The sequence below is a fragment of the Bradyrhizobium sp. SZCCHNRI20481 genome (assembly GCF_032485055.1).
In the GTDB taxonomy this organism is placed as follows: Bacteria; Pseudomonadota; Alphaproteobacteria; order Rhizobiales; family Xanthobacteraceae; genus Bradyrhizobium.
The window spans coordinates 262,520-282,922 of the sequence record NZ_JAUEUE010000002.1 but is presented as its reverse complement, the minus strand read 5'-3'; the positions used below and the strand labels follow the sequence as shown (position 1 = coordinate 282,922).

General features: G+C 65.3%; 17 protein-coding genes and 1 pseudogene. 10 read left to right on the top strand and 8 right to left on the bottom strand.

Features of this window, described 5'->3' with window-relative positions; all coding sequences use genetic code 11:
* Positions 1-283: 283 nt before the first annotated feature.
* From QX132_RS03830 to QX132_RS03810, 5 genes are all read left to right on the top strand, one after another.
* Positions 284-2,098 (top strand): hypothetical protein, encoded by a 1,815-nt coding sequence (locus QX132_RS03830; RefSeq protein WP_315738091.1) that lies wholly within the window; start codon positions 284-286, stop codon positions 2,096-2,098.
* Between the two features lie 252 nt (positions 2,099-2,350).
* Positions 2,351-6,577 carry a sulfotransferase gene (locus QX132_RS03825; RefSeq protein WP_316160132.1) on the top strand — a complete coding sequence of 1,409 codons (4,227 nt, stop codon included), beginning with the start codon at positions 2,351-2,353 and terminating at the stop codon, positions 6,575-6,577.
* Positions 6,578-7,284: 707 nt separating this feature from the next.
* Complete coding sequence (locus QX132_RS03820) at positions 7,285-7,878, top strand: formyltransferase family protein (protein WP_315738093.1); 594 nt, start codon at positions 7,285-7,287, stop codon at positions 7,876-7,878.
* A 293-nt stretch (positions 7,879-8,171) separates the two neighbouring features.
* Positions 8,172-8,522 carry a hypothetical protein gene (locus QX132_RS03815; RefSeq protein WP_315738094.1) on the top strand — a complete coding sequence of 117 codons (351 nt, stop codon included), beginning with the start codon at positions 8,172-8,174 and terminating at the stop codon, positions 8,520-8,522.
* A gap of 25 nt (positions 8,523-8,547) precedes the next feature.
* Positions 8,548-9,015 carry a hypothetical protein gene (locus QX132_RS03810; RefSeq protein WP_315738095.1) on the top strand — a complete coding sequence of 156 codons (468 nt, stop codon included), beginning with the start codon at positions 8,548-8,550 and terminating at the stop codon, positions 9,013-9,015.
* 6 nt (positions 9,016-9,021) lie between these two features.
* Here QX132_RS03810 and QX132_RS03805 read toward each other — a convergent pair whose 3' ends face one another.
* A complete protein-coding gene (locus QX132_RS03805) occupies positions 9,022-9,252 on the bottom strand; it encodes a hypothetical protein (RefSeq protein ID WP_315738096.1) in 231 nt (76 codons plus the stop codon).
* Positions 9,253-9,475: 223 nt separating this feature from the next.
* Here QX132_RS03805 and QX132_RS03800 point away from each other — a divergent pair.
* Both QX132_RS03800 and QX132_RS03795 read left to right on the top strand, forming a co-directional pair.
* A pseudogene (locus tag QX132_RS03800) lies at positions 9,476-10,365 on the top strand (DMT family transporter).
* 208 nt (positions 10,366-10,573) lie between these two features.
* Complete coding sequence (locus tag QX132_RS03795; protein ID WP_316160131.1) at positions 10,574-12,034, top strand: caspase family protein; 1,461 nt, start codon at positions 10,574-10,576, stop codon at positions 12,032-12,034.
* Positions 12,035-12,110: 76 nt separating this feature from the next.
* Here QX132_RS03795 and QX132_RS03790 read toward each other — a convergent pair whose 3' ends face one another.
* Together QX132_RS03790 and cysK are read right to left on the bottom strand one after the other, a co-directional pair.
* A complete protein-coding gene (locus QX132_RS03790) occupies positions 12,111-12,350 on the bottom strand; it encodes a BrnA antitoxin family protein (protein WP_315711784.1) in 240 nt (79 codons plus the stop codon).
* A 2-nt stretch (positions 12,351-12,352) separates the two neighbouring features.
* Positions 12,353-13,315 (bottom strand): cysteine synthase A, encoded by a 963-nt coding sequence (gene cysK / locus QX132_RS03785; RefSeq protein ID WP_316160130.1) that lies wholly within the window; start codon positions 13,313-13,315, stop codon positions 12,353-12,355.
* A 488-nt stretch (positions 13,316-13,803) separates the two neighbouring features.
* Between cysK and QX132_RS03780 the strand changes: the two genes are divergently transcribed.
* Positions 13,804-14,022 carry a hypothetical protein gene (locus QX132_RS03780; RefSeq protein ID WP_315775303.1) on the top strand — a complete coding sequence of 73 codons (219 nt, stop codon included), beginning with the start codon at positions 13,804-13,806 and terminating at the stop codon, positions 14,020-14,022.
* Between the two features lie 174 nt (positions 14,023-14,196).
* On the opposite strand, the gene tgt is transcribed toward QX132_RS03780, so the two are convergent.
* Entirely contained in the window at positions 14,197-15,351 is a 1,155-nt protein-coding gene (tgt, locus tag QX132_RS03775; protein WP_316160128.1) for a tRNA guanosine(34) transglycosylase Tgt, read from the bottom strand.
* Between the two features lie 272 nt (positions 15,352-15,623).
* Between tgt and QX132_RS03770 the strand changes: the two genes are divergently transcribed.
* Positions 15,624-16,649: an aspartate-semialdehyde dehydrogenase gene (locus QX132_RS03770; protein WP_316160127.1), complete on the top strand. Its 1,026-nt coding sequence runs from the start codon at positions 15,624-15,626 to the stop codon at positions 16,647-16,649.
* 39 nt (positions 16,650-16,688) lie between these two features.
* On the opposite strand, the gene queA is transcribed toward QX132_RS03770, so the two are convergent.
* The 4 genes from queA to coaD form a co-directional block, all read right to left on the bottom strand.
* Positions 16,689-17,783, bottom strand: coding sequence for a tRNA preQ1(34) S-adenosylmethionine ribosyltransferase-isomerase QueA (gene queA / locus QX132_RS03765; protein WP_315810952.1), 1,095 nt, complete (start codon positions 17,781-17,783; stop codon positions 16,689-16,691).
* A 139-nt stretch (positions 17,784-17,922) separates the two neighbouring features.
* Complete coding sequence (locus tag QX132_RS03760) at positions 17,923-18,387, bottom strand: peptidylprolyl isomerase (protein ID WP_315770783.1); 465 nt, start codon at positions 18,385-18,387, stop codon at positions 17,923-17,925.
* Positions 18,388-18,678: 291 nt separating this feature from the next.
* Complete coding sequence (locus QX132_RS03755) at positions 18,679-19,242, bottom strand: peptidylprolyl isomerase (protein ID WP_315711771.1); 564 nt, start codon at positions 19,240-19,242, stop codon at positions 18,679-18,681.
* 69 nt (positions 19,243-19,311) lie between these two features.
* Positions 19,312-19,806, bottom strand: coding sequence for a pantetheine-phosphate adenylyltransferase (gene coaD, locus QX132_RS03750; RefSeq protein ID WP_315810951.1), 495 nt, complete (start codon positions 19,804-19,806; stop codon positions 19,312-19,314).
* Positions 19,807-20,096: 290 nt separating this feature from the next.
* Between coaD and QX132_RS03745 the strand changes: the two genes are divergently transcribed.
* Positions 20,097-20,354 (top strand): hypothetical protein, encoded by a 258-nt coding sequence (locus QX132_RS03745; RefSeq protein WP_315738105.1) that lies wholly within the window; start codon positions 20,097-20,099, stop codon positions 20,352-20,354.
* Positions 20,355-20,403: the final 49 nt, after the last annotated feature.

Sequence of the window (20,403 nt, the reverse complement as noted above, 5' to 3'; positions counted from 1 at the left end):
GATGTTGCGGGGATGCCACGACGGAAATCAACGAGTTAGTAAGCTTCCGATCGCCGCCGTGACCCGGCTGCGACAGGAGCCATTTGCCCGAACAACATCATATTTGAGGACTCGGCGGCGCTTCTTTTGGCCCCATTGGAGCAAATAATTCCCAGGTGCTCTGAGGCTGCGACATTTCGCCCGTTCCGCGAGGGGTGAACGAGACGTCGCAGCCCGATCAACGCCCGCGTGCTGCCGATACGCCAAGCAGCAGACGCCGGGTTGAAACTTGGGGAGATGATCAATGGCAGCCAATACCTTCAACCCGACGGCGCTGGCGAATGGCACGTCCAATCTGCTGGTTCGCGCCTCTGCGCTCAACCTGTCGACCGACCTCGTGCAGGCCGGCGTCGTATTCAACGACGCTACTCGCATCTCGATCGGGCTGTTCTCGACGCCGCAGAACAGCGGCAACTCCAACCCGTTCCTCGGCAGCTACACCACCGACCTGCATGCCGTGCAGAACGACATCAACGCGATGCTGGCCAATCCCGGCCAGGTCACGGTCGGCGGTCAGGCCTTCACGCTCAACGCGACCGACACCGCGGTGCTCACCCAGGTTTCGAACGAGCTCACGACGCTGATCAACGCCGCCCCGCTGACGGCCAATCCGGCGACGCTCGCCGAAGCCGACCAGACCATCCACAACGTGCAGATGCAGATCCTGGCGCAGATCCAGGGCGACGCGCATCTTTCGGCCGCGCTCAATAACGTTCCCTTCCTGGCCAACACGGGTGCCATGGACGTGGCGTTCCAGAGCCTTCCCGCCGGTAACGACAGCGCCACCAATCTTGCTGCAGCGGCAGCGGGCGACCTGACCGCCATCGGAACGGTGTTCAATGCCGTCGCTGACCTTTCGCTGGGCGGCATGAGCGCCAACAACATCAACCAGATCCAGACTGATTTCACGGCCGTGACGCAGGGCCTTCAAGCGATCCTGAATGACCCGGCGAAGCTCGCCGCGATTGAAGCAGGTCAGACCTCCGTTGCTGCCCAAACGACGACACTTCATCTGATGACGCTGCTCAGCCAAGCAAATCTTCAGCTGAACAAATACGATGTCGCCGAGACGATGGCCAGTCCGACGGCGCTGCGCGGTTCCGCCGACAACATCGTCGACATGATCGACGTGTTTCAGAACGACGCGGCGCTCAACGCGGCGGCGGGCGGCACCGGGGCGCCCGGTCACATTGGCGGGTTCTCCGAAATGGCCGGCGGCCTGACCGGGACCGTCACGAAGTTCCAGGACAACCAGGCGCAGACCAATTTCTGGGCCTCGTTCCTTGCCGAGGGCAATACGCTGGGAGCGAAGTTGGTTGCGGTCGCCAATGGAACAGGTGCGGCGTCGCAAGCCCTGATCGACCAGATCACGAACTACCAGAACTTTGGCGCGGCGTTCGATGCGGCGCAGGGGGCGGTGTTCAAGGGACGGTTCGACGACGAGCTCGCCGCCGGAGCTCTACAGTCTGACACCATCATGGCCACCAAGGCGCTGATGGGCATCATGAACGGCGACACGGGTGCAGCCCTGGCGACGGATCAGGCGATGTTGAAGGCTGCGGCCGCGAACTACATCGGCAATGCCGGAGACATTGCCGGCAACAACATCGCGATCGGCGGATCGGCCTACGTGACATCCGCGACGAGCTTCGTGACGGCGACTGCGGTCAATGGCATTGCCCAGGGCACCGGCATGCCGGCGGGCGCCAATCCGAACATCGCCAACGGCACGGGCGGCGCCCCGGCGAGCCCGACCACGCCCGGCGGCGGCATGGGCGGAGGTGGCACGACGGGAGGCGGCACCACCGGCGGAGGCACTACGGGCGGAGGCACCACGGGAGGCGGGACGACCGGTGGCGGCACGACGGGCGGTGGAACGGCCGGCGGTGGAACAACCGGCGGCAACAACAACACCACCACGACGCACCACTGCGGCGGCCACCATAGCCATCATGGCAGCCACCACACGGCGGCAGCGGCCACAGCCGCAACGGCGGCAGCAGCTTCGAGCGGTCCGGACATGTCGCACCACCACGCGATGCATCACATGTGGGGCTGACGCCTCCAACGACACGCCCGATCAAAGCCGGTGCAGACTCCTTGGTCTGCACCGGCTTCGTTGCATTCCGGCGAGAGCCGGCGATCGCGCGAAAGACATTGGCGAGACCGGGCAGCGAGATCGCGGAGCGCACCGACCGCACCGGCTCGAAGGGTTCTAGACGATCAATCGGGATCGGCACCCGCCAAGCCTCCGTTTCGCTTCATTCCGCCACGACAACTGCTTCCGTCGAACAATCAGTCAGTTGTGATCATGAACGAGCCAGCACTCGCCTTCCGCCCCCGACTCGTGTCCGCATCGACCAACTCCAGCGCGCCACTCCCGTCTACGCTCGACGGTCGCGCTCTGCAGGTTGCCGAGGAGGCCTACCGGAAAGTGCTTGCTCTTCAGCCAAGGCATTTCCGGACCCTGTGCAGCCTTGCGACTGTCCGCCTGCAACTCGGCGACGCGCAGGAGGCACGAACCCTGCTCGACCGGGCCGCGGACGCGGCGGGCGACTCGGCAGACCTGCACTTGACGGTCGGAAAGGCGTTCGCAGGTTTGGGCGACCTCGCCAAGGCGACATCGCATTTCGCGCGCGCTGCCGCACTCGACGAATCCTCGATCGAGCCCCGCCTGCTGCTCGGCGGCGCGCTGTACGGCCTGGGGGATCCCGCAGCGGCCGTCCGGCACCTCGAACTGGCGCTTGCCATCGATGGCACGAACCCGGACCTCCACCAGGCGCTCGGACTCGCCCTGCAGCGGCTCGGCCAGTCCGAGCGAGCGATGTCGCATCATGAGGCAGCGCTTGCGGCGAGGCCGCAATTTGCGGCAGCAGCCAGCAGTCTCGGTGATGCCTGCCGGCAGCTCGGCCGGCATCCGGAAGCCATCGCTCACTATACCCGAGCGCTCGCCATCGAGCCCAGGATGCCGACGGTCCTGCTCAATCTCGGGGGCTGTCATCAAGCGATGGGCGAACTGGATGCCGCCATTCGCACCTTGCAGCAGGCGCTCGCGTTGAGCCCTCATCTCGCCGAGGCGCACTACAATCTCGGCAATATCCACCTCGACATGAAGAGCTGGCCGGGGGCGATCTTCCACTACGAGCGAGCCGTCACTGAGCGGCCGGACTTCCCCGAAGCGCACAACAATTTCGCCAATGCGCTGCAGTCGGCGGGCCGGCACGAGGAGGCCCTGTCCCACTATGACGAGGCACTGCGGCTGCGACCAGACTACGCCATTGCCCACCGCAATCGCGCCGACTCGCTGCGGAACGTGCAGCGCTACGACGAGGCCATCGCCGGATATCAGGCCGCTCTTGCGCACGATCCCGGCGACACCACGACCATGAACCACCTTGCGGGCGTCCTGACGATCGTGGGCCGGCTCGACGAGGCGGCGCGTGCCTACGAATCCGCACTGGCTGTCAACCCGCGCAGTATCGGCACGCACCTCAACTACGGCGTGGTCAAGCCGTTCGCGGTCGACGACGCGCGCTGGGCGCCCTTGCAGGATCTGGCCGCGAGATCGGAGACGCTCACCGAGGATGCGCGCATCGCCCTGCACTTCACCCTCGGGCGGGCTTATGCCGACATCAAGGACGGCGAACGGTCGCTGGTCCACCTCAACGCCGGCAATGCCCTCGAGCGCCGCCGCATCAACTATGACGAGAACCAGACGCTGCGCCAGATCGAGCGCATCCGTGCGGTGTTCTCCAGGGACATGCTACAGGCGCGCGCAGGCCATGGCGATCCATCGCACGCGCCGGTGTTCGTCATCGGCATGCCCAGGTCCGGCACCAGCCTGATCGAGCAGATCCTGGCCAGCCATCCCGCCGTGCATGGCGCCGGCGAGGTCAACTACTTCGCGGCAGCCGCGGGGCTCTTCACCGATCGCGCCCGCGGCGACTATCCGGAGATGCTCGCCCAACTGTCCGATGCCGATGTCACCGCCCTCGCGCGCGCCTATCTCCAGCGTTTCACGGAGCTTCCGGCGAGTACCCAGCGCATCGTCGACAAGATGCCGTCGAACTTCCTGTTCGCAGGGCTCATCCATCTCGCGCTGCCGAATGCGCGCATCATTCACGTCCGGCGCAATCCGATCGACACCTGCCTGTCCTGCTACACGCAACTGTTTGCCGAGCCGCAGCCATTCGCCTATGACCTCGCCGAGCTCGGTCGCTACTACCGGGCCTACGAGGCGCTGATGAGCCATTGGCGTGCGGTCCTGCCGCAGGGCGTCATGCTCGAACTGTCCTACGAGGACGTCGTGCGCGATTTCGAGCCGAATGCCCGCAAGATCGTCGCGCATTGCGGGCTGGACTGGGATGAGGCCTGCCTTTCCTTCCACGAGAACGAGCGCCCGGTGAACACCGCGAGCGTGGTGCAGGTGCGCAAGCCGCTGTTCACCGGATCGGTCGGCCGCTGGCGCATGTATGGCGACCGGCTGAAGCCGCTGCTCGATGCGCTGGGCACCGAGGCCCTGCGGCCGACGATCGCCGAGGCGATCGCGGGCATGACGCAGCCTCAGCCCGTCAACGTCGCCCCGCCGGTGGTCACGCCGACGACGGACTCGCGGCCATTTGACGCCACGCGGCTTGCGTCACTGCAGACGCTGGCAGACGGCGTGATCGCCGTCGCCAAGAGGCTGCAGAGCCGCGGCGAAATCAGCGATGCCGAACAGATCTTCAAGCTGATCCTTGCCGGCCAGCCGGCCAATTTCGACGCCCTCATCGGCCTCGGGATGATCTCAACCACGGCCAACCGGCTCGACGAGGCCAAGGACTACTTCCAGCGCGCGGTGGCGGTAAACGACAAGTCCGCCGAAGCCCATGGCAGCATCGGCGCCGTCGAGGCCTCGGCGGGGCGCTACGACGTAGCGGTGCAGCATTACGAGATCGCATTGTCGCTGTCGCCGAGCCATCCCGGCATTCTCTACGCCTTCGCCATGGTCCGGCAGAACCAGAGCCTGATCGACGAGGCGATGGCTCTGCTCCGGCGGGCGATCGACAACAAGCCGCAGCACCTGGACGCGCATTTCGCGCTCGGCAACCTGCTGTATACGGCGGGCAAGGACATCGAGGCGGCGAAACACTACCTCAAGGTCCTCGACTTCAGCCCGGAGCACGCCGAGACCCACAACAACATCGCCAACGTGCTGCTGCGCCAGGGCCATCGCGAACGTGCCATCGAGCACTACAAGCGGGCGATCGCGAGTCGGCCCGACTATGCCGACGCCTATGGCAACCTCGGCAACGCCTTCCTCGAGCTCAACCGGCTCGAGGAGTCGATCGAGCAGAACCTGCTGGCCATCAGGATCAAGCCGGAGCGCTTCGGCTCCTACAACAATCTCGGCGTCGCCTACCAGGCGCTCGGGCGCTTCGAGGAGGCGACGGCGGCGTTCCAGAAGGCCTTGGAGCTGGCCCCGGACGACGCGCCGATCCACCTCAATCTCGCGAACATGTCGAAGTTCAAGCCGGACGACAGCCGGCTACCGAGTCTGCGGCAGCTCCTCGAACGCGTCGACCAGCTCGATCAGGAGAAGCAGATCGCAGCCCATTTCGCGATGGGCAAGGCGTTGTCCGACCTGAAGGACTACGACCTGGCCTTCTCGCATCTGCACAAGGCCAACACCCTCAAGCGCAAGACCTTCGACTACGACTCCGAGCAGCGGCTCGGCATGATGAAAAATGTCGCGGCGCGCTTCACCCCCGAGTTCTTTCGCACGGTTACCGGGCACGGCGACAACTCCTGGGCCCCGATCTTCATCGTCGGCATGCCGCGCTCTGGAACCACCCTGATGGAGCAGGTGCTGGCCAGCCATTCCAAGGTCTTCGGCGCGGGCGAGCTCGAGACCTTCAAGGAGCTCGTCGGCGAATGCGCCAACCGCCAGAAAGTCGTTCCGGCCTATCCCGATCTGATCACGCTTCTGCCACCCGAGGAGATGACGAAGATCGGGCAGGAATACACAGCCCGCGTTCGGACGCTGGCGCCGGAGGCCGAGCGTATCGTCGACAAGATGCCGCTGAACTTCCTGTTCGTCGGGCTGATCCACGCAGCATTCCCGCGCGCTAGGATCATCAACACGCGGCGCGACCCGCTCGACAATTGCGTCTCCTGCTACTCGCTGCTGTTCACCGGAGCCCAGCCCTTCGCCTACGACCTGACAGAGCTCGGCCACTACTACCGGGGCTATGAGAGCGTGATGGACCACTGGCACCAGGTGCTGCCGCCCGGCATCCTGATGGACGTTCAATACGAGGATCTGGTCGACGACCTCGAGGGCGTGTCACGCCGCGTGCTCGCCCATTGCGGGCTCGACTGGGAGGATGCCTGCCTCGACTTCCATCGCACCGAGCGCATGGTGCGCACGGCGAGCTTGATGCAGGTGCGCGAGCCGATCTACCGCCGTTCGATCGGAAGCTGGCGCCGCTACGAGAAACATCTCGGACCACTGTGCGCCGCGCTCGGCATCGACCATCCGCCGCCGGAAGCCACATGACCGCCGGCAAATAACCGGGTGCTGTTGCCCAGGGATCGGTGACAGGCGCGGCACCCGGCTATCCGGCCGCGCGGCGGAGCGGCTTGAGCATTGTGCTGCAGGGCCTTTAAGAAATTATCTTCGTCATATGCAGAAGCGTCAATTTTACTACGCAGACGGCCAACTGATAATACAATCACAAGTTCATTGACCTCTTCAGCCATTGGCCGAGGGGAATTGCGTTCGCAGACCGACCAGATCGCGTCCATTGAGCCGGCAGGAGTAGCGTCTTCGGTTGTCTTCATCAGTTCGGCTGATAGTTCGATCCTTTTAGTTGAGGTGTGTCGACCGATATGCCGTGATGCAGCAACCGGCCTTGACACAACCTTTCGGCGAGCCGCCGGTACCTATCCTGACTCCCGGTCCATCTGAAGCTGCAGCCGGCACCAAAGAGGGCGTGTCATCCGCCACGGTCATCTCGGCCTGCATCTTGATGGCGGCCATGGCGATCGGCGCGCCGATAGGCGCGAAGGGCCCTGCCCCAACTCTGGCTCGGAGCGGCTTTCCCGTTCCCGTTTGGGTCCCCAACGCCTCGGCCGGCCGGACGAAGCCAGACTGTGACGACGGCCCAGCAGGCGCTTGACCTGGAGGCCAAGGCTTGGTTTGACCCGTTTCATCCGGTCAGAGTCCGACCGGATCCAGCCCCCAACCGTGGAAGATCCCTGACCATGCGCATCACTCTCGTCGGCTCCCGCCATTTCGGTGTCGCCACACTGAACATGCTGCGCGAGAGAGGAATCGAGATCGCGCGGGTCGTCGTTCATGATGGCGAGGACCGGCTCGCAGCAGCGGCGCGGGCGGCCGGGATCGAGGTCGTAGTCCAGGCCAATCCGAAGGTCGTGCCGGCGGGGGAGATCGCCCCCGACACGGACCTGATCGTCACGGCGCATAGCCACGCCCGCGTCACCCATGAGGCGGTCGCAGCCGCCCGGCTCGGCGGCATCGGCTACCATCCGTCGCTGCTGCCGCGTCACCGGGGCATCGCTGCGGTGGAGTGGACCATCAATGAAGGCGATCCGATCGCCGGCGGCACCATCTATCACCTCGCGGACCGCATGGATGCGGGCGCCATCGCCGCTCAGGATTGGTGCTTCGTCAAGAAGGGCGAGACCGCCCGCGAGCTGTGGGAGCGCGCGCTGGCGCCGCTCGGCCTCAAGCTGCTCGGCGATGTCATCGAATCGGCCAAGGTGACCGGCACGATTCCGGCCAAGCCGCAGGACGAGCAGTTCGCGACCAACGCGCCCAGCCTCACCCCGCACTGAGCATCCGATCGCATCGCCCCGACAATTGCGTCGTCGCTCCAGCCGGCGCGCTCCTGTGCCCTGCGACGGCAGCATCACCTGCCATTGCAAGGCTGTGACGCTGGTCCGCTCGTGGGGTGCGCGAAGGCGCAGTTTGCCCATAATGCCGCCCGAATGGTTCAAGGCGGAGTTCCGCATTAATCGTTAATGAGCTGAAATTGCTCGATAAAATTCCGTTGCGGCGGTGCGGCAAATTTTCGTCACAATTCTTCCAAATAAGGTCCTGATCAAACGACATTGAGGGACAACGATTCATGCGTCTCGACCGCATTGGAATGGCTTTCGCCGCGTCGATCCTGGTGGGTAGCTCGGCCGCCCCCGCATTCGCCCAGTCGCCCTATGACGGCCAGTGGCAGGTGACGATCGTGACCAACAGTGGCACCTGCGAGCCCACAGCCAGCTCGACCTTGATCGTCGCAGACGGTAAGATTTCTGCGGCTGGCGCCAATGTGTCGGGTTCGATTGGACGCGAAGGCCTCGTCAAGGTCTCCATCAATGGCGCATATGCGAATGGGCAGCTCAACGGCAATTCTGGCTCGGGCAAGTGGAACGGCGCCTCGGCAGGTATCCCCTGCAGCGGCCGCTGGCAGGCTTCGCGCCTGTAACGGCGCGCAGCACGCGCTCCTGAAGATGGTGCGGCGGCTCGCAGCCGCCGCCGTCGTTTTGACGGCGGGTGTGACCGCTTCGCCGGGGCGCGCCGATCCCGGTCCCTTCACCGCCTTGGCCGGAACATGGGGCGGCAGCGGCACGGTTGCCCTCGAGGACGGCTCAACCGAGCGCATCCGGTGCCGGGCCCGTTATGGCGTCTCGGGACCGCGGATGACGCTCGTCCTGACCTGCGCCAGCGATGCCTACAAGTTCGCTCTGCAGGCCGAGGTGATCGCCGAGGGCTCCGCCATCTCGGGAACCTGGAGTGAGTCCAGCCGCGGCATCAGTGGCGTGCTGCAGGGACGCGGCGGCGGCGGCAACTTCCAGCTGGTTGCAACCACCGCCGGCTTCAATGCCAACATCGCGCTCGCCACCCGCGGTAACAGGCAGTCGGTATCGATCCGGGCCGACAGCCAGTTCCGCGCAGCCAACATTTCAATGTCGCGGTGATCCCGATCAGCCGCTGCGCTTGGCGCCGGGGACCGCACCTGCGGATGGCGCCGGAGCCAGCTGCGCGGCGGTGCGCTTGATGGTCTTGGCGACCAGCAGCGCCTGCTCCCGCGTCATGGCAAAGTCCTGCACACCTTTATGGGTGGTCAGCGACAGCACCATGAGATGAGGCTCCCGCTCCGGCCAGCCAGTGGCAAAGGCGGTCACGAAGTCGGCTGAAGCGGCGCGTTCGGTCATGTCTTGTCTCTGGCTGCCTTGGGCTGTTTCACGGGCTGTTTCGCGGCGGTCGCTTTAGGACGAAACACAGCCACACTCCACGTTTTTCTCGATGACACGCGTCCGTCGCGAGCAAAGCCTGTAGCGGCGTTGATGCACTGCACCGTTGATTTCATTTGCATTGCTCTGCACGCGAGGTGATACAGCGCGCCTTCGCCGCCCTCCTCCCTGTCCCCACCACCTCATGCATCGTCCCGCTTCGAAACTGATCGCCGCACTGTGGATGACGGGCTGGCTCAGCCTGATGCTGGTGATGGCGGTGGCCGGACGCGAAGCCATGCGCGAGCTCAACGTGTTCGAGCTGATGGAGCTGCGCTGCCTGATCGGCCTGGTGATGCTGTCGCCGGTCATCGCACTGAGCGGCGGCTTTGCGAGGCTGCGCACCTCGCGGCTCAAGCAGCACGCGGCGCGCAACCTCGTCCATTACGGCGCGCAGCTCGGCTGGTTCTTCGCGCTCACCTTGATCCCGATCGGCCAGGTGGTGGCGATCGAGTTCACGATGCCGATCTGGACGGCGCTGCTGGCAGCAGCCTTCCTCGGCGAGCGCATCACCCTGTTCAAGCTGGCGGCGATCGGGCTCGGCCTCGTCGGCGTCGTCGTGATCGTCCGCCCGGATACCGGGGCGGTAATTCGGGACAGCTCATCGCGCTGGCCGCCGCGGTCGGCTTCGGCATCTCGATCGCTCTGGTAAAGCTGCTGACGCGCACCGAGCCCACCGTGTCGATCATCTTCTGGATGCTGGTGGTGCAATCCATCGCCGGCCTCATCCCTTCGCTCTTATTCTGGACGCCGCCATCGGCCACGACCTGGGGCTGGATCCTCCTCGTCGCCTTCTGTGGGACCTTCTCGCATTTCTGCATGGCGCGCGCGCTGCTCTACGCCGACGCTACCATCGTGGTGCCCATGGATTTTCTCCGCGTTCCGCTGACCGCCACCGTCGGCTGGCTGGTCTATGCGGAGCGTCTCGACGGATTGACCGTGCTCGGCGCTGGGTTGATTCTCGCCGGAAACCTGCTGAACCTGCGTCCGCCGCAACCTCGGCCCGTGCCGATCGGCGGTTCGGCAGGGACCTGAGGCGCCGGGGAGCCCCTGCCTCCCCTCGAGCGATGTGATTCGGATCACGAAACGGGCGCGCTACACGCGACCGTCGTGGATCTGGCGCAACACCCGCGAACTGGTTTGTGGCGGAAGCGTGATTTTTTGCTCGGGAACAAGACTTTTCGCGCCGATCCGCGACAAATGCTGCAGTGAACGCTTCGCTTGATCGTTGGGGGATCTCCTGATGCGCTATCTCACCGTCGCTCTGTCCCTGCTCTGCATGGTGCTGACCGCTGAAGCCGCCAAGGCCGACCGCCGCGTCGCCTTTGTCGTCGGAAACGGTGCCTATAAGAGCGTGGCTCAATTGCCGAACCCGCCGGTCGATGCCAAGGCCATGGCGGCAACCCTGCGCAACGTCGGCTTCGACGTCGTCGAGGGCACCAATCTCACGCGCGACAAGATGACCGAGAAGCTGCTCGATTTCGGTCGCAAGGCGCAGGGCGCCGATATTGCGGTGTTCTATTACGCCGGGCACGGCATCGCCATTGCCGGCACCAACTACCTGCTGCCGGTCGACGCCGACCTGAAGTCGGAAATGGACGTCAAGCTGGGCTCGGCCATCAACATCGACGTGACCCTCGACCAGACGATGGGCGACGCCAAGGTCAAGCTGGTGTTCCTCGATGCCTGCCGCGACAATCCGTTCGCCGCCAAGATCAAGTCGAACTCGCCGACCCGCAGCGTGTCGGTGCAGACCGGTCTGGCCGAGATGAAGTCCGGCGAGGGCACGCTGATCGCCTTCGCTACCGGCCCGGGCCAGACCGCGCTCGACGGCGAGGCCGGCGCCAACAGCCCGTTCACCCGCGCGCTGATCTCGCACATCGCCCAGCCCGGCATCGAGATCCAGCAGGCCATGACCGCCGTGCGCGCCCAGGTCAATGAGGAGACCAGCAAGGGCCAGTTGCCCTGGGGGCATACCAACCTGATCGGCGCGGTCTACCTCAACCCGGCGGCTGCCCCTGCTGCAACGATGGCCGCGGCCGGGACGACGCCGGCCGTCGCCACGGCCACCGTGACCGCGGGCGAGGCCGAGCTCGAATTCTGGCGCTCGGTGAAGGATTCCAACAAGCCGGAAGAGCTCAACGCCTATCTCGCGACCTACCCGAACGGGCAGTTCAAGTCGCTGGCGATGGCGCGCATCGCCGCGATCGAGAGCGGCGCCATCAACACCGCGACGCGCAATGTCGCCAAGGGCGTCGATCCCGCCACCTACACCGAGGAAGGCAGCCAGGTCAGCGAGGATCAGATCGGCCTCGACAAGACCAAGCGCCGCGACGTGCAGCGGCGGCTGACCGGCCTCGGCTTCGACACCAAGATGACAGGCGTGTTTGACGACCAGACCCGCGGCGTCATGAAGCGCTGGCAGGCGGCCCGCGGCTATCCGTCGACCGGATTCCTGACCAAGCTGCAGCACAAGGCGCTGCTGGCCGAGCCGCAGCCGGCGCCGGCCACCGCCGCAGTCGGTGACGAGGCCAAGCCGCGCCGCGCCAAGCCGGCCGGCAGTGTCGCTGCCGGCGGCCCGCCGCCGCAGGGGGCGCCGGTCTATCGCAATCCGCCGCCGCAGGACAACGCGGGCAACGCCGCCGGCGCCGCCTTCATCGGTGGCATGATGGGCGGTGTGCTCGGCAGCGCGCTGCGCCGGTAAACGTCGACGTCTCCCCCACGTCAAAAGCCCGGAGCACGAGCTCCGGGCTCTTTCGTTAGAATAATGGAGCCGGCCGTCAGAGCCCTGCCGCCTTGCGCAGCGCCGCGTTGATGCGGTCCTGCCAGCCCGGCCCTTCAGACTGAAAGTGCTCGAGCACGTCCTGGTCGATCCGCAACGTCACTTGCTCGCGCACGCCAGGGACCGCCGCCTTCTTCGGCGGCGCCTCCACCGGCTTGGTGGTCACCTTCTTGAACGCGGCCTCGGCCTCGGTACGGGCGTCAGCGAGGGTGCGGGGCCGCCGCGGCTGGTCGGCCATGATCAGATCCCCTCGAACAGCGCGGTGGACAGATAACGCTCGGAGAACGACGGCACGATCGCCAGGATTGTCTTGCCCGCGCTTTCCGGTCGCTTGCCGATCTCGATCGCGGCCGCAATCGCCGCGCCCGAGGAGATACCGCCGGGAATGCCCTCGTTGCGGGCCAGCGCACGCGATGTCTCGATCGCGGTCGTGCTGTTGATCTTGACGATCTCGTCGATCACGGACCGGTCGAGAATGTCGGGCACGAAGCCGGCACCGATGCCCTGGATCTTGTGCGGCGAGTGCTGGCCGCCCGACAGCACCGGGCTCTCCTCCGGCTCGACCGCGACGACCTTGAGGCCGGGCTTGCGCGACTTCAGCACCTGGCCGACGCCGGTGATGGTGCCACCGGTGCCGACGCCGGCGACGAAGACGTCGATATTGCCGGCCGTGTCGTTCCAGATCTCCTCGGCCGTGGTGCGACGATGAATGTCCGGATTGGCGAGGTTCTTGAACTGCTGCGGCATCACCGAGTTCGGCGTCGTCCGCAACAGCTCCTCGGCAGTGGCGATCGCGCCCTTCATGCCCTGCGACGCCGGCGTGAGCACGATCTCGGCGCCGAGGAAGGCGAGCATCTTGCGCCGCTCCACCGACATCGACTCCGGCATCACCAGCTTCAGCTTGTAGCCGCGCGCCGCCGCGACGAAGGCCAGCGCGATGCCGGTATTGCCCGAGGTCGGCTCGATCAGCACGGTGTCGAGCTTGATCACGCCGGCCTGCTCCATCGCCAGGATCATGCCGACGCCGATCCGATCCTTCACGCTCGCGGCGGGATTGAAGTATTCCAGCTTGGCGAGGATGGTCGCCTTGACGCCATGCTGCTCCGGCAGCTTTCGCAACCGCACAATCGGCGTATTGCCGAACGCGTCGACAATTGAATCAAATACGCGCCCGCGTCCGGGACGCTGTGCTGACGACTCCATGAAATCACTCCTCTGCGCGCCCCGCGCGACATCGACAACGCTTCTGACCATCTTCAGCGAGCCTGTTGCGCTGCGCAAGCACGTTTGCGCGATCTTAAGACGATCGCGGCGCACAACAAGTCGTGGCTAAATTGCGAAAAACCAACGCATTTGTGTTGCGACAAGGTCAATAAACCGGGTGTATGTTTGACTTCAGCCGGACGAAAATTCATGATGCAGGTCGACGGCAACCCGGGCGGACATCAGCAAGATGTCATCTTCGGAGTGATACAATCGGGGCGTTCGTGCCAAACGACACCGCCGTTGTAGAACAGACATAAGAACAGACCACCCAGACAAACTCTTTGTGTGACGGACTTGATATCCGCGAAAAGTTGGACTCGTCGGAAATAGACCCGTTCGAACGCGACTCGTTCGAAATCGACCCTTTCGAAATTGACGTCGTTCAAGCAGAGATCGCCCACAAAGAGATCGTACAGGAGGTCAATATGTCAGCACTCGCTGATCTCGTGTCGACCGCAACCGCCCGCCCGAATCCCCGCGGCTGCGATCTGCCGACATGCCCGGTCTGCGCCGACTCCATGATTGCCGCGGAGGCGTCGGCATACTTGGCCGACGATGCCATCAGCTATCTCTGGACCTGCGACACCTGCGGCTATGGCTTCGTCACCAAGCACTCCGTGAAAAGCCGTTTCGTCTGCAACTGAACGGCGCCAGGGCGAGAGAGTTCCGCGACGCGATATCACGGCCGTCCGTCGCTACGGATCGCACAACGGTCGGCCACCGGGCAGGTCGGCAATGCATCACCAGCACGATTTCATGTGGGCCGGCGCATAGGGCCGGGCTCACAACAAGCTGACGGCCTTCACCTGACGCGGCCCTCAGCCGGCGCGCGGGGCGATGTCGCCGCGGGCCCAATCCGCCTTGGTGCGCTCGTAGAATTCCGTGAAGCGCCCCTGTGCGATCGCCTCGCGCATCCCGGCCATCAATTGCTGGAAATAGGCAATGTTGATTTCCGACAGCAGCGTCGCGCCGAGCGCCTCGCCGGCCTTGATGAGATGATGCAGATAGGCGCGGGCATAGCTGCGCGCCGCCGGCCACGGGCTCTCTTCATCCAGCGGACGCGGGTCGTCGGCGTGACGCGCGTTGCGCAGGTTCACCGGCCCGAAGCGCGTGTAGGCGACGCCGTGGCGGCCGTTGCGGGTCGGCAGCACGCAGTCGAACATGTCGATGCCGCGCCTGACCGACTCCAGGAGATCGTCAGGCGTGCCGACACCCATCAGGTAGCGTGGGCGGCCGGCCGGCAGTGCCGGAGCGGTCGCCTCGATCATCTCGAGCATGACCGCCTGCGGCTCGCCGACGGCCAAGCCGCCGATCGCATAGCCGTGGAAGCCGATGTCGACCAGCGCCTGCGCGCTGGCGACGCGTAGCGTGGGCACGTCGCCGCCCTGCACGATGCCGAACAGCATGTAGCCTGCCGGCGCACTCTCGAAGGCGCGGCGGCAGCGTTCGGCCCAGCGCAGCGACAGCCGCATCGCGCGCTCGATGTCGTCGCGCTCGGCCGGCAGCCGCACGCATTCGTCGAGCTGCATCGCGATGTCGGAGTTCAGCAGGCGCTGCACCTCGATGGCGCGCTCCGGCGACAGCTCGATTCTAGCGCCGTCGATATGCGAGCGGAACGTCACCGCCTGCTCCGTGACCTTGCGTAAGCCCGATAGCGACATCACCTGGAAGCCGCCGGAATCCGTCAGCATCGGACCGCCCCAGCCGGTGAAGCGCTGCAGGCCGCCGAGGGCGGCGATGCGCTCGGCCGTGGGCCGCAGCATCAGATGATAGGTGTTGCCGAGCACGATGTCGGCACCGGCCTCGCGCACGTCCCGCCAGTGGATCCCCTTCATGGCGCCGGCGGTGCCGACAGGCATGAAGGCCGGCGTGCGGACCACGCCATGCGGCGTCGTCAGCCGGCCCGTGCGGGCCGCGCCGGAGGTCGCGAGCAATTCGAAGTGGTTGGGAAGGTCGCCAGCGGGAGAGCTCATGGCCAGCTTATTGCGTCAGGACGGCCCCCGATTCAACCGCGATGGCGCCGTTTTCGCCCATTTCGGCCGTTGACGGCGGTTCCGACCGCCCCTATGGTCCCGCGCCATGTCGATCTTGACCAAACGCACGACGAAAACCACCAAGCCCACGAGGGCCTCGGGAGGCGTGCGCGCGTAGTCGAACTCGATTGCGACCATCTTCGAACCGAAGCCCCGCCTGATGAAGGTCCGGGGCTTTTTTATTGCCCGAATTTCAACCGGAGACCTGAGACGTGCCCCACGATCCCACCATTGCCATCGTCGGCGTGACCGGCGCCGTCGGCGCCGAGTTCATCGCCACCCTGGACCGCCGCAACGTCCGCGTCGGCAAGCTCAAGGCGCTGGCGAGCGCCCGCTCGGCCGGCCAGACCGTGACCTTCCGCGGCCAGACCATCGTGATCGAGGAGCTGACCGAACGCTCCTTCGAGGGCGTCGACATCGCGCTGTTCTCGGCCGGCAGCGGCATTTCCAAGAAGTTCGCGCCGATCGCCGTGCGCTCCGGCGCCGTCGTGGTCGACAATTCCTCAGCCTTCCGCATGGACCCGAACGTGCCGCTGGTGATCCCGGAGATCAACGCCCGCCGAATCCGCGACCACAAGGGCATCATCGCCAATCCGAACTGCGCGGCCATCACGGCGCTGGTGCCGCTGTGGCCGATCCATCAGAAGAACCGCATCAAGCGCGTGATCATCTCGACCTATCAGGCCGCCAGCGGCGCCGGTGCGGCCGCGATGGACGAGCTGGTGCAGTCGACCCGCGCGAGCCTCAACGGCCAGGTCTACGCGCCCAAGGTGATGCCGCATCCGTTCGCCTTCAACCTGTTCAGCCACAACACCGCCATCGATCCCGAGACCGGCTACAACGACGAGGAGAGCAAGGTCATCAACGAGACCCGCAAGATCTTCGAGGACGAGGGCATTGCGATCGGCGTCACCTGCGTGCGCGTGCCGGTGCTGCGCGCCCATTGCGAGTCGATCACCTTCGAATGCGAGAAGCCGATCACGGAAGATGAAGTCCGCCGCATCCTCGCCACCGCGCCGGGTGTGCGCGTCGTCGACGACCGCGCCAAGAACCACTTCCCCATGCCTGTCGACGCGTCGGGACAGGACGACGTGCTGGTCGGGCGCATCAGGAAGGATCTGTCCGATCCGTCAGGCCACTCGATCGCGATGTTCGTGGCCGCCGATCAGCTGCTCAAGGGCGCCGCGCTCAATGCGGTGCAGATCGCGGAGCTCTTGCCGGAGCGCGCGATGGCGTAGCTCTCAGAGCGAACTTGCAGGGTGGGCCTTTTGCCCACCCTACGGCTCGACGATGCGCTCGTCTGGCTGACGAAACAACAGGCACGCATCGCCATACGAATAGAAGCGATAGCCGCTGCGGATCGCATGCGCATAGGCCGCGTGCATCGTCTCCAAGCCGGCGAAGGCCGAGACCAACATGAAGAGCGTCGAGCGTGGCAGATGGAAGTTGGTCATCAGGATATCGACCGCGCGGAAGCGATAGCCGGGCGTGATGAAGATCGACGTCTCCGCCTCGAACGGCGCGATCGTGCCGTCGGGCTGCGCCGCGCTCTCCACGAGCCGCAACGACGTCGTGCCGACCGCGACGATGCGGCCGCCCTTGGCGCGCGCCTCGTTCAATGCGGCCGCCGTGTCCGGCGTGAGACTGCCCCACTCCGCATGCATGCGGTGGCCCTCGGTATCCTCGACCTTGACCGGCAGGAAAGTGCCGGCCCCGACATGCAGGGTCACGCGCTGCAGCCCGACGCCGCGGTCGCGCAGCCGCTGCTCCAGCGTCGGCGTGAAATGCAGCCCAGCCGTCGGCGCAGCCACCGCGCCCTCTTTGGCCGCGAACATGGTCTGATAATCTGTCGCGTCCTGCTCGTCTGCGGGCCGCTTGCCGGCGATGTAGGGCGGCAGCGGCGGCCGGCCGAGATCGGCGATCGCTTGGTCGAGCGCGGGCCCATGGAACACAAAGGACAGCGTCAGCTCGCCCTCCTCGCCCTTGGCCTCGACGGTGGCGTCGAGATGGCCGAGCAGGCAGACCTTGCCCTCGTTGCCGAACCGGATCGTATCGCCTGGCGCGAGCTTCTTGGCGGGCCGCACCAGCGCCTGCCAGCGCGAGCCGTCGAGCCGCTTGATCAGGGTCGCCTCGATCTTCGCTTCGGTCTCGCGGCTGATGCGGCGACCGGACAGCTGCGCCGCGATCACCTTGGTGTCGTTGACGACGAGCTGATCACCGGGCTCCAGCCAGTCCGGCAGGTCGGCGACCGTGCGGTCGCGTAAGACACCGTCGCCCTGCACCACCAGCATGCGCGCGGACTCGCGCGGGCTCGCCGGGCGGAGCGCGATGTTTTCGGGGGGAAGATGGAAATCGAACAGGTCGGTGCGCATCGTCGTTCTGGGACGACCATCGGCCCTTCATTCCGGGGAGCGTGCGACAGCACGCGTCGCGAAGGATGAAGGCCCGACTGTCCGCCTCATGGTGCGAGACGCGTGCTGCGCACGCGCCTCACCGTGAGGATCGCAAAGTCTACGCAGCGTCGGCGGCCATGTAGGCCTTCACGATCTTGTCCGGGTTCTGCACCGGTTCGCCGCGCTTGATCTTGTCGACGTTCTCCATGCCCTCGGTGACCTTGCCCCAGACCGTGTACTGCTTGTCCAGGAAGCGGGCGTCGTCGAAGCAGATGAAGAACTGGCTGTCGCCTGAATCCGGATTGGCCGCACGCGCCATCGAGGCGGTGCCGCGCACATGCGGCTCGGCGTTGAACTCGGCCTTCAGCTTCTTGCCGGAGCCGCCCATGCCGCTGCCCTGCGGGCAGCCGGTCTGCGCCATGAAGCCGTCGATGACGCGGTGGAAGACGATGCCGTCGTAGAAGCCCTCGCGGACGAGCTCCTTGATGCGCGCGACATGGCCGGGCGCGAGATCGGGACGCATCTCGATGGTGACGGGGCCCTGGGTGGTTTCGAGGATCAAGGTATTTTCGGTCACAGCCATGCTGGTCTCTCGGTTTTTATGGAATTGACGGGGGTCAGGACAAAGTAAATCCTGGGTCTGAAATGTCGCGGCGCCTTCCCATGTGCGGCCGTCACCCCTCCTGACGGCGATCCGAGCACGACGAGGCCCGCGATGCTGGTCGAGAATAGACCCAATGCGCTTAAAGCTGAAGCCACCGGCCCTGTCGATGTGACGGGGCGGCAGAATCGGCATGCCTCCGCGACGTGGCAAAAGGTTCCTTAATGCCTGAGGGAACCGGGCGCGAGACCCGGGTGCCCTGCTTTCTCGGACCTACTTGATGTCCGAGGCGACCTGCACCTTGACCATCTTGTCGGGATCGGTCACGGCACCGCCCGACGAGCCCGGAGGCGCCTTCTTGAGCTTGTCGACGACGTCCATGCCCTGCACGACCTCGCCGATCACGGTGTATTGGCCGTTGAGGAAGGAGGCGTCGCCGAAGCAGATGAAGAACTGCGAGTTGGCAGAATCCACGCTATCGCCCCGGCGCGCCATGCCGACGGTGCCGCGCTTGAACGGCGTGCTCGAAAACTCCTGCTTCAGGTTCGGGTACTTCGAGCCGCCGGTGCCATTGAAGTTCTGGCCGTCGCCGGTCTGCGCCATGAAGCCGTCCATGACGCGGTGGAACGGCACGTTGTTGTAGAAGCCTTCGCGCGCCAGCGTCTTCAGCCGCTCGGCATGCTGCGGCGCCAGATCGGTGCGCAGCTTGATGATGATGCGGCCCTTGGTGGTGTCGATGACCAGGGCATTCTGCTTGTCGAGGCCGGCAGGCAGCGACTGGGCCAACGCCGGCAATGCGAACACGAGAGCAAAGACGAAAGCGAGAGCGCGGATCATGGCAACTCCGATGACATGAGACGATGTGGAGAGAAAAGGCACCGCCGGAAGCGGCCGGTGCCTGAAGGATCAGTTGAACTTGGCCTTGAGACTTTCGGCCACCGACGGCGGCACGAAATGCGAGATCTCGCCGCCCATGGCGGCGATCTGGCGAACCAGCGTGGCGGCGATCGGGCGGACACTCACCGAGGCTGGAACGAACACCGTCTGGACCTGCGGTGCCATGGTCTGGTTCATGCCGGCCAACTGCATCTCGTAGTCGAAATCGGTGCCGTCGCGCAGGCCCCGGATCATCATGATCGCGCCGGCTTTTTGCGCGGCCGTGACGGTCAGATTGTCGTAGGTCGAAGCCTCGAAGCCGCAGCCCGCAGCGGCTGCGACGGGGCCGAAGATCTCATGCGCCATCGCCAGCCGCTCCTCGGTCGAGAACAGCGGCTTCTTGCCATGATGCACGCCGACCGCAACGATCAGGCGATCGCAGAGATGAACGGCCTGCCGGACCACATCGAGATGGCCGTTGGTGACGGGATCGAACGAGCCCGGATAGAGCGCAATGCGTTGCATGCGCCCGTCCTATACCGCCGGGAACAGGCCGGCAAGCCACCGCCAGGCCCGCTGGCGTGGCTGTGATGGGCAAAGAGTGGCCGAGACTGCACCGCAATGAAATGAGGTGCGACGCCGGGGGGCCGGAACTGTGGTCGGCTACCGCGATTGTTTCATCGGAACTTGGGACATGAAACACGCCGGGCCGAGACGAAACCAATTCGCCCGTCCCGCGAAGACGTCTCGAAACCCGAGCTGATTATCAAATCCTTAACGAACAACGGGCCGAACGGCCCGGACAGGGGACCGTCATGATCAAAGCGCTATCTGCAGTCGCAGCTGCCGGCTTGGTGGCTGCCGGCATCACCGTCCTGCCCGGCTTCGCTCCTCAGGTTGAAGCCAGCGTGCCGCGTCCGCTCGCCAAGGCGGACCGCCTGGACATTCGCCCGATCGGCCGCGACTGCTCGCAGCAGGCTTGGCCGAACTTCGAAGCGGGCTGCCTGCGCAGCGCCGGCACCAGGGGAACGATCCGCGAGGCCAGGATGGTCTCCGTCGAGCGGACACAGTAAGGGCGAATAGCGAATAGCGAATAGCGAATAGCGAATAGCGAATAGCGAA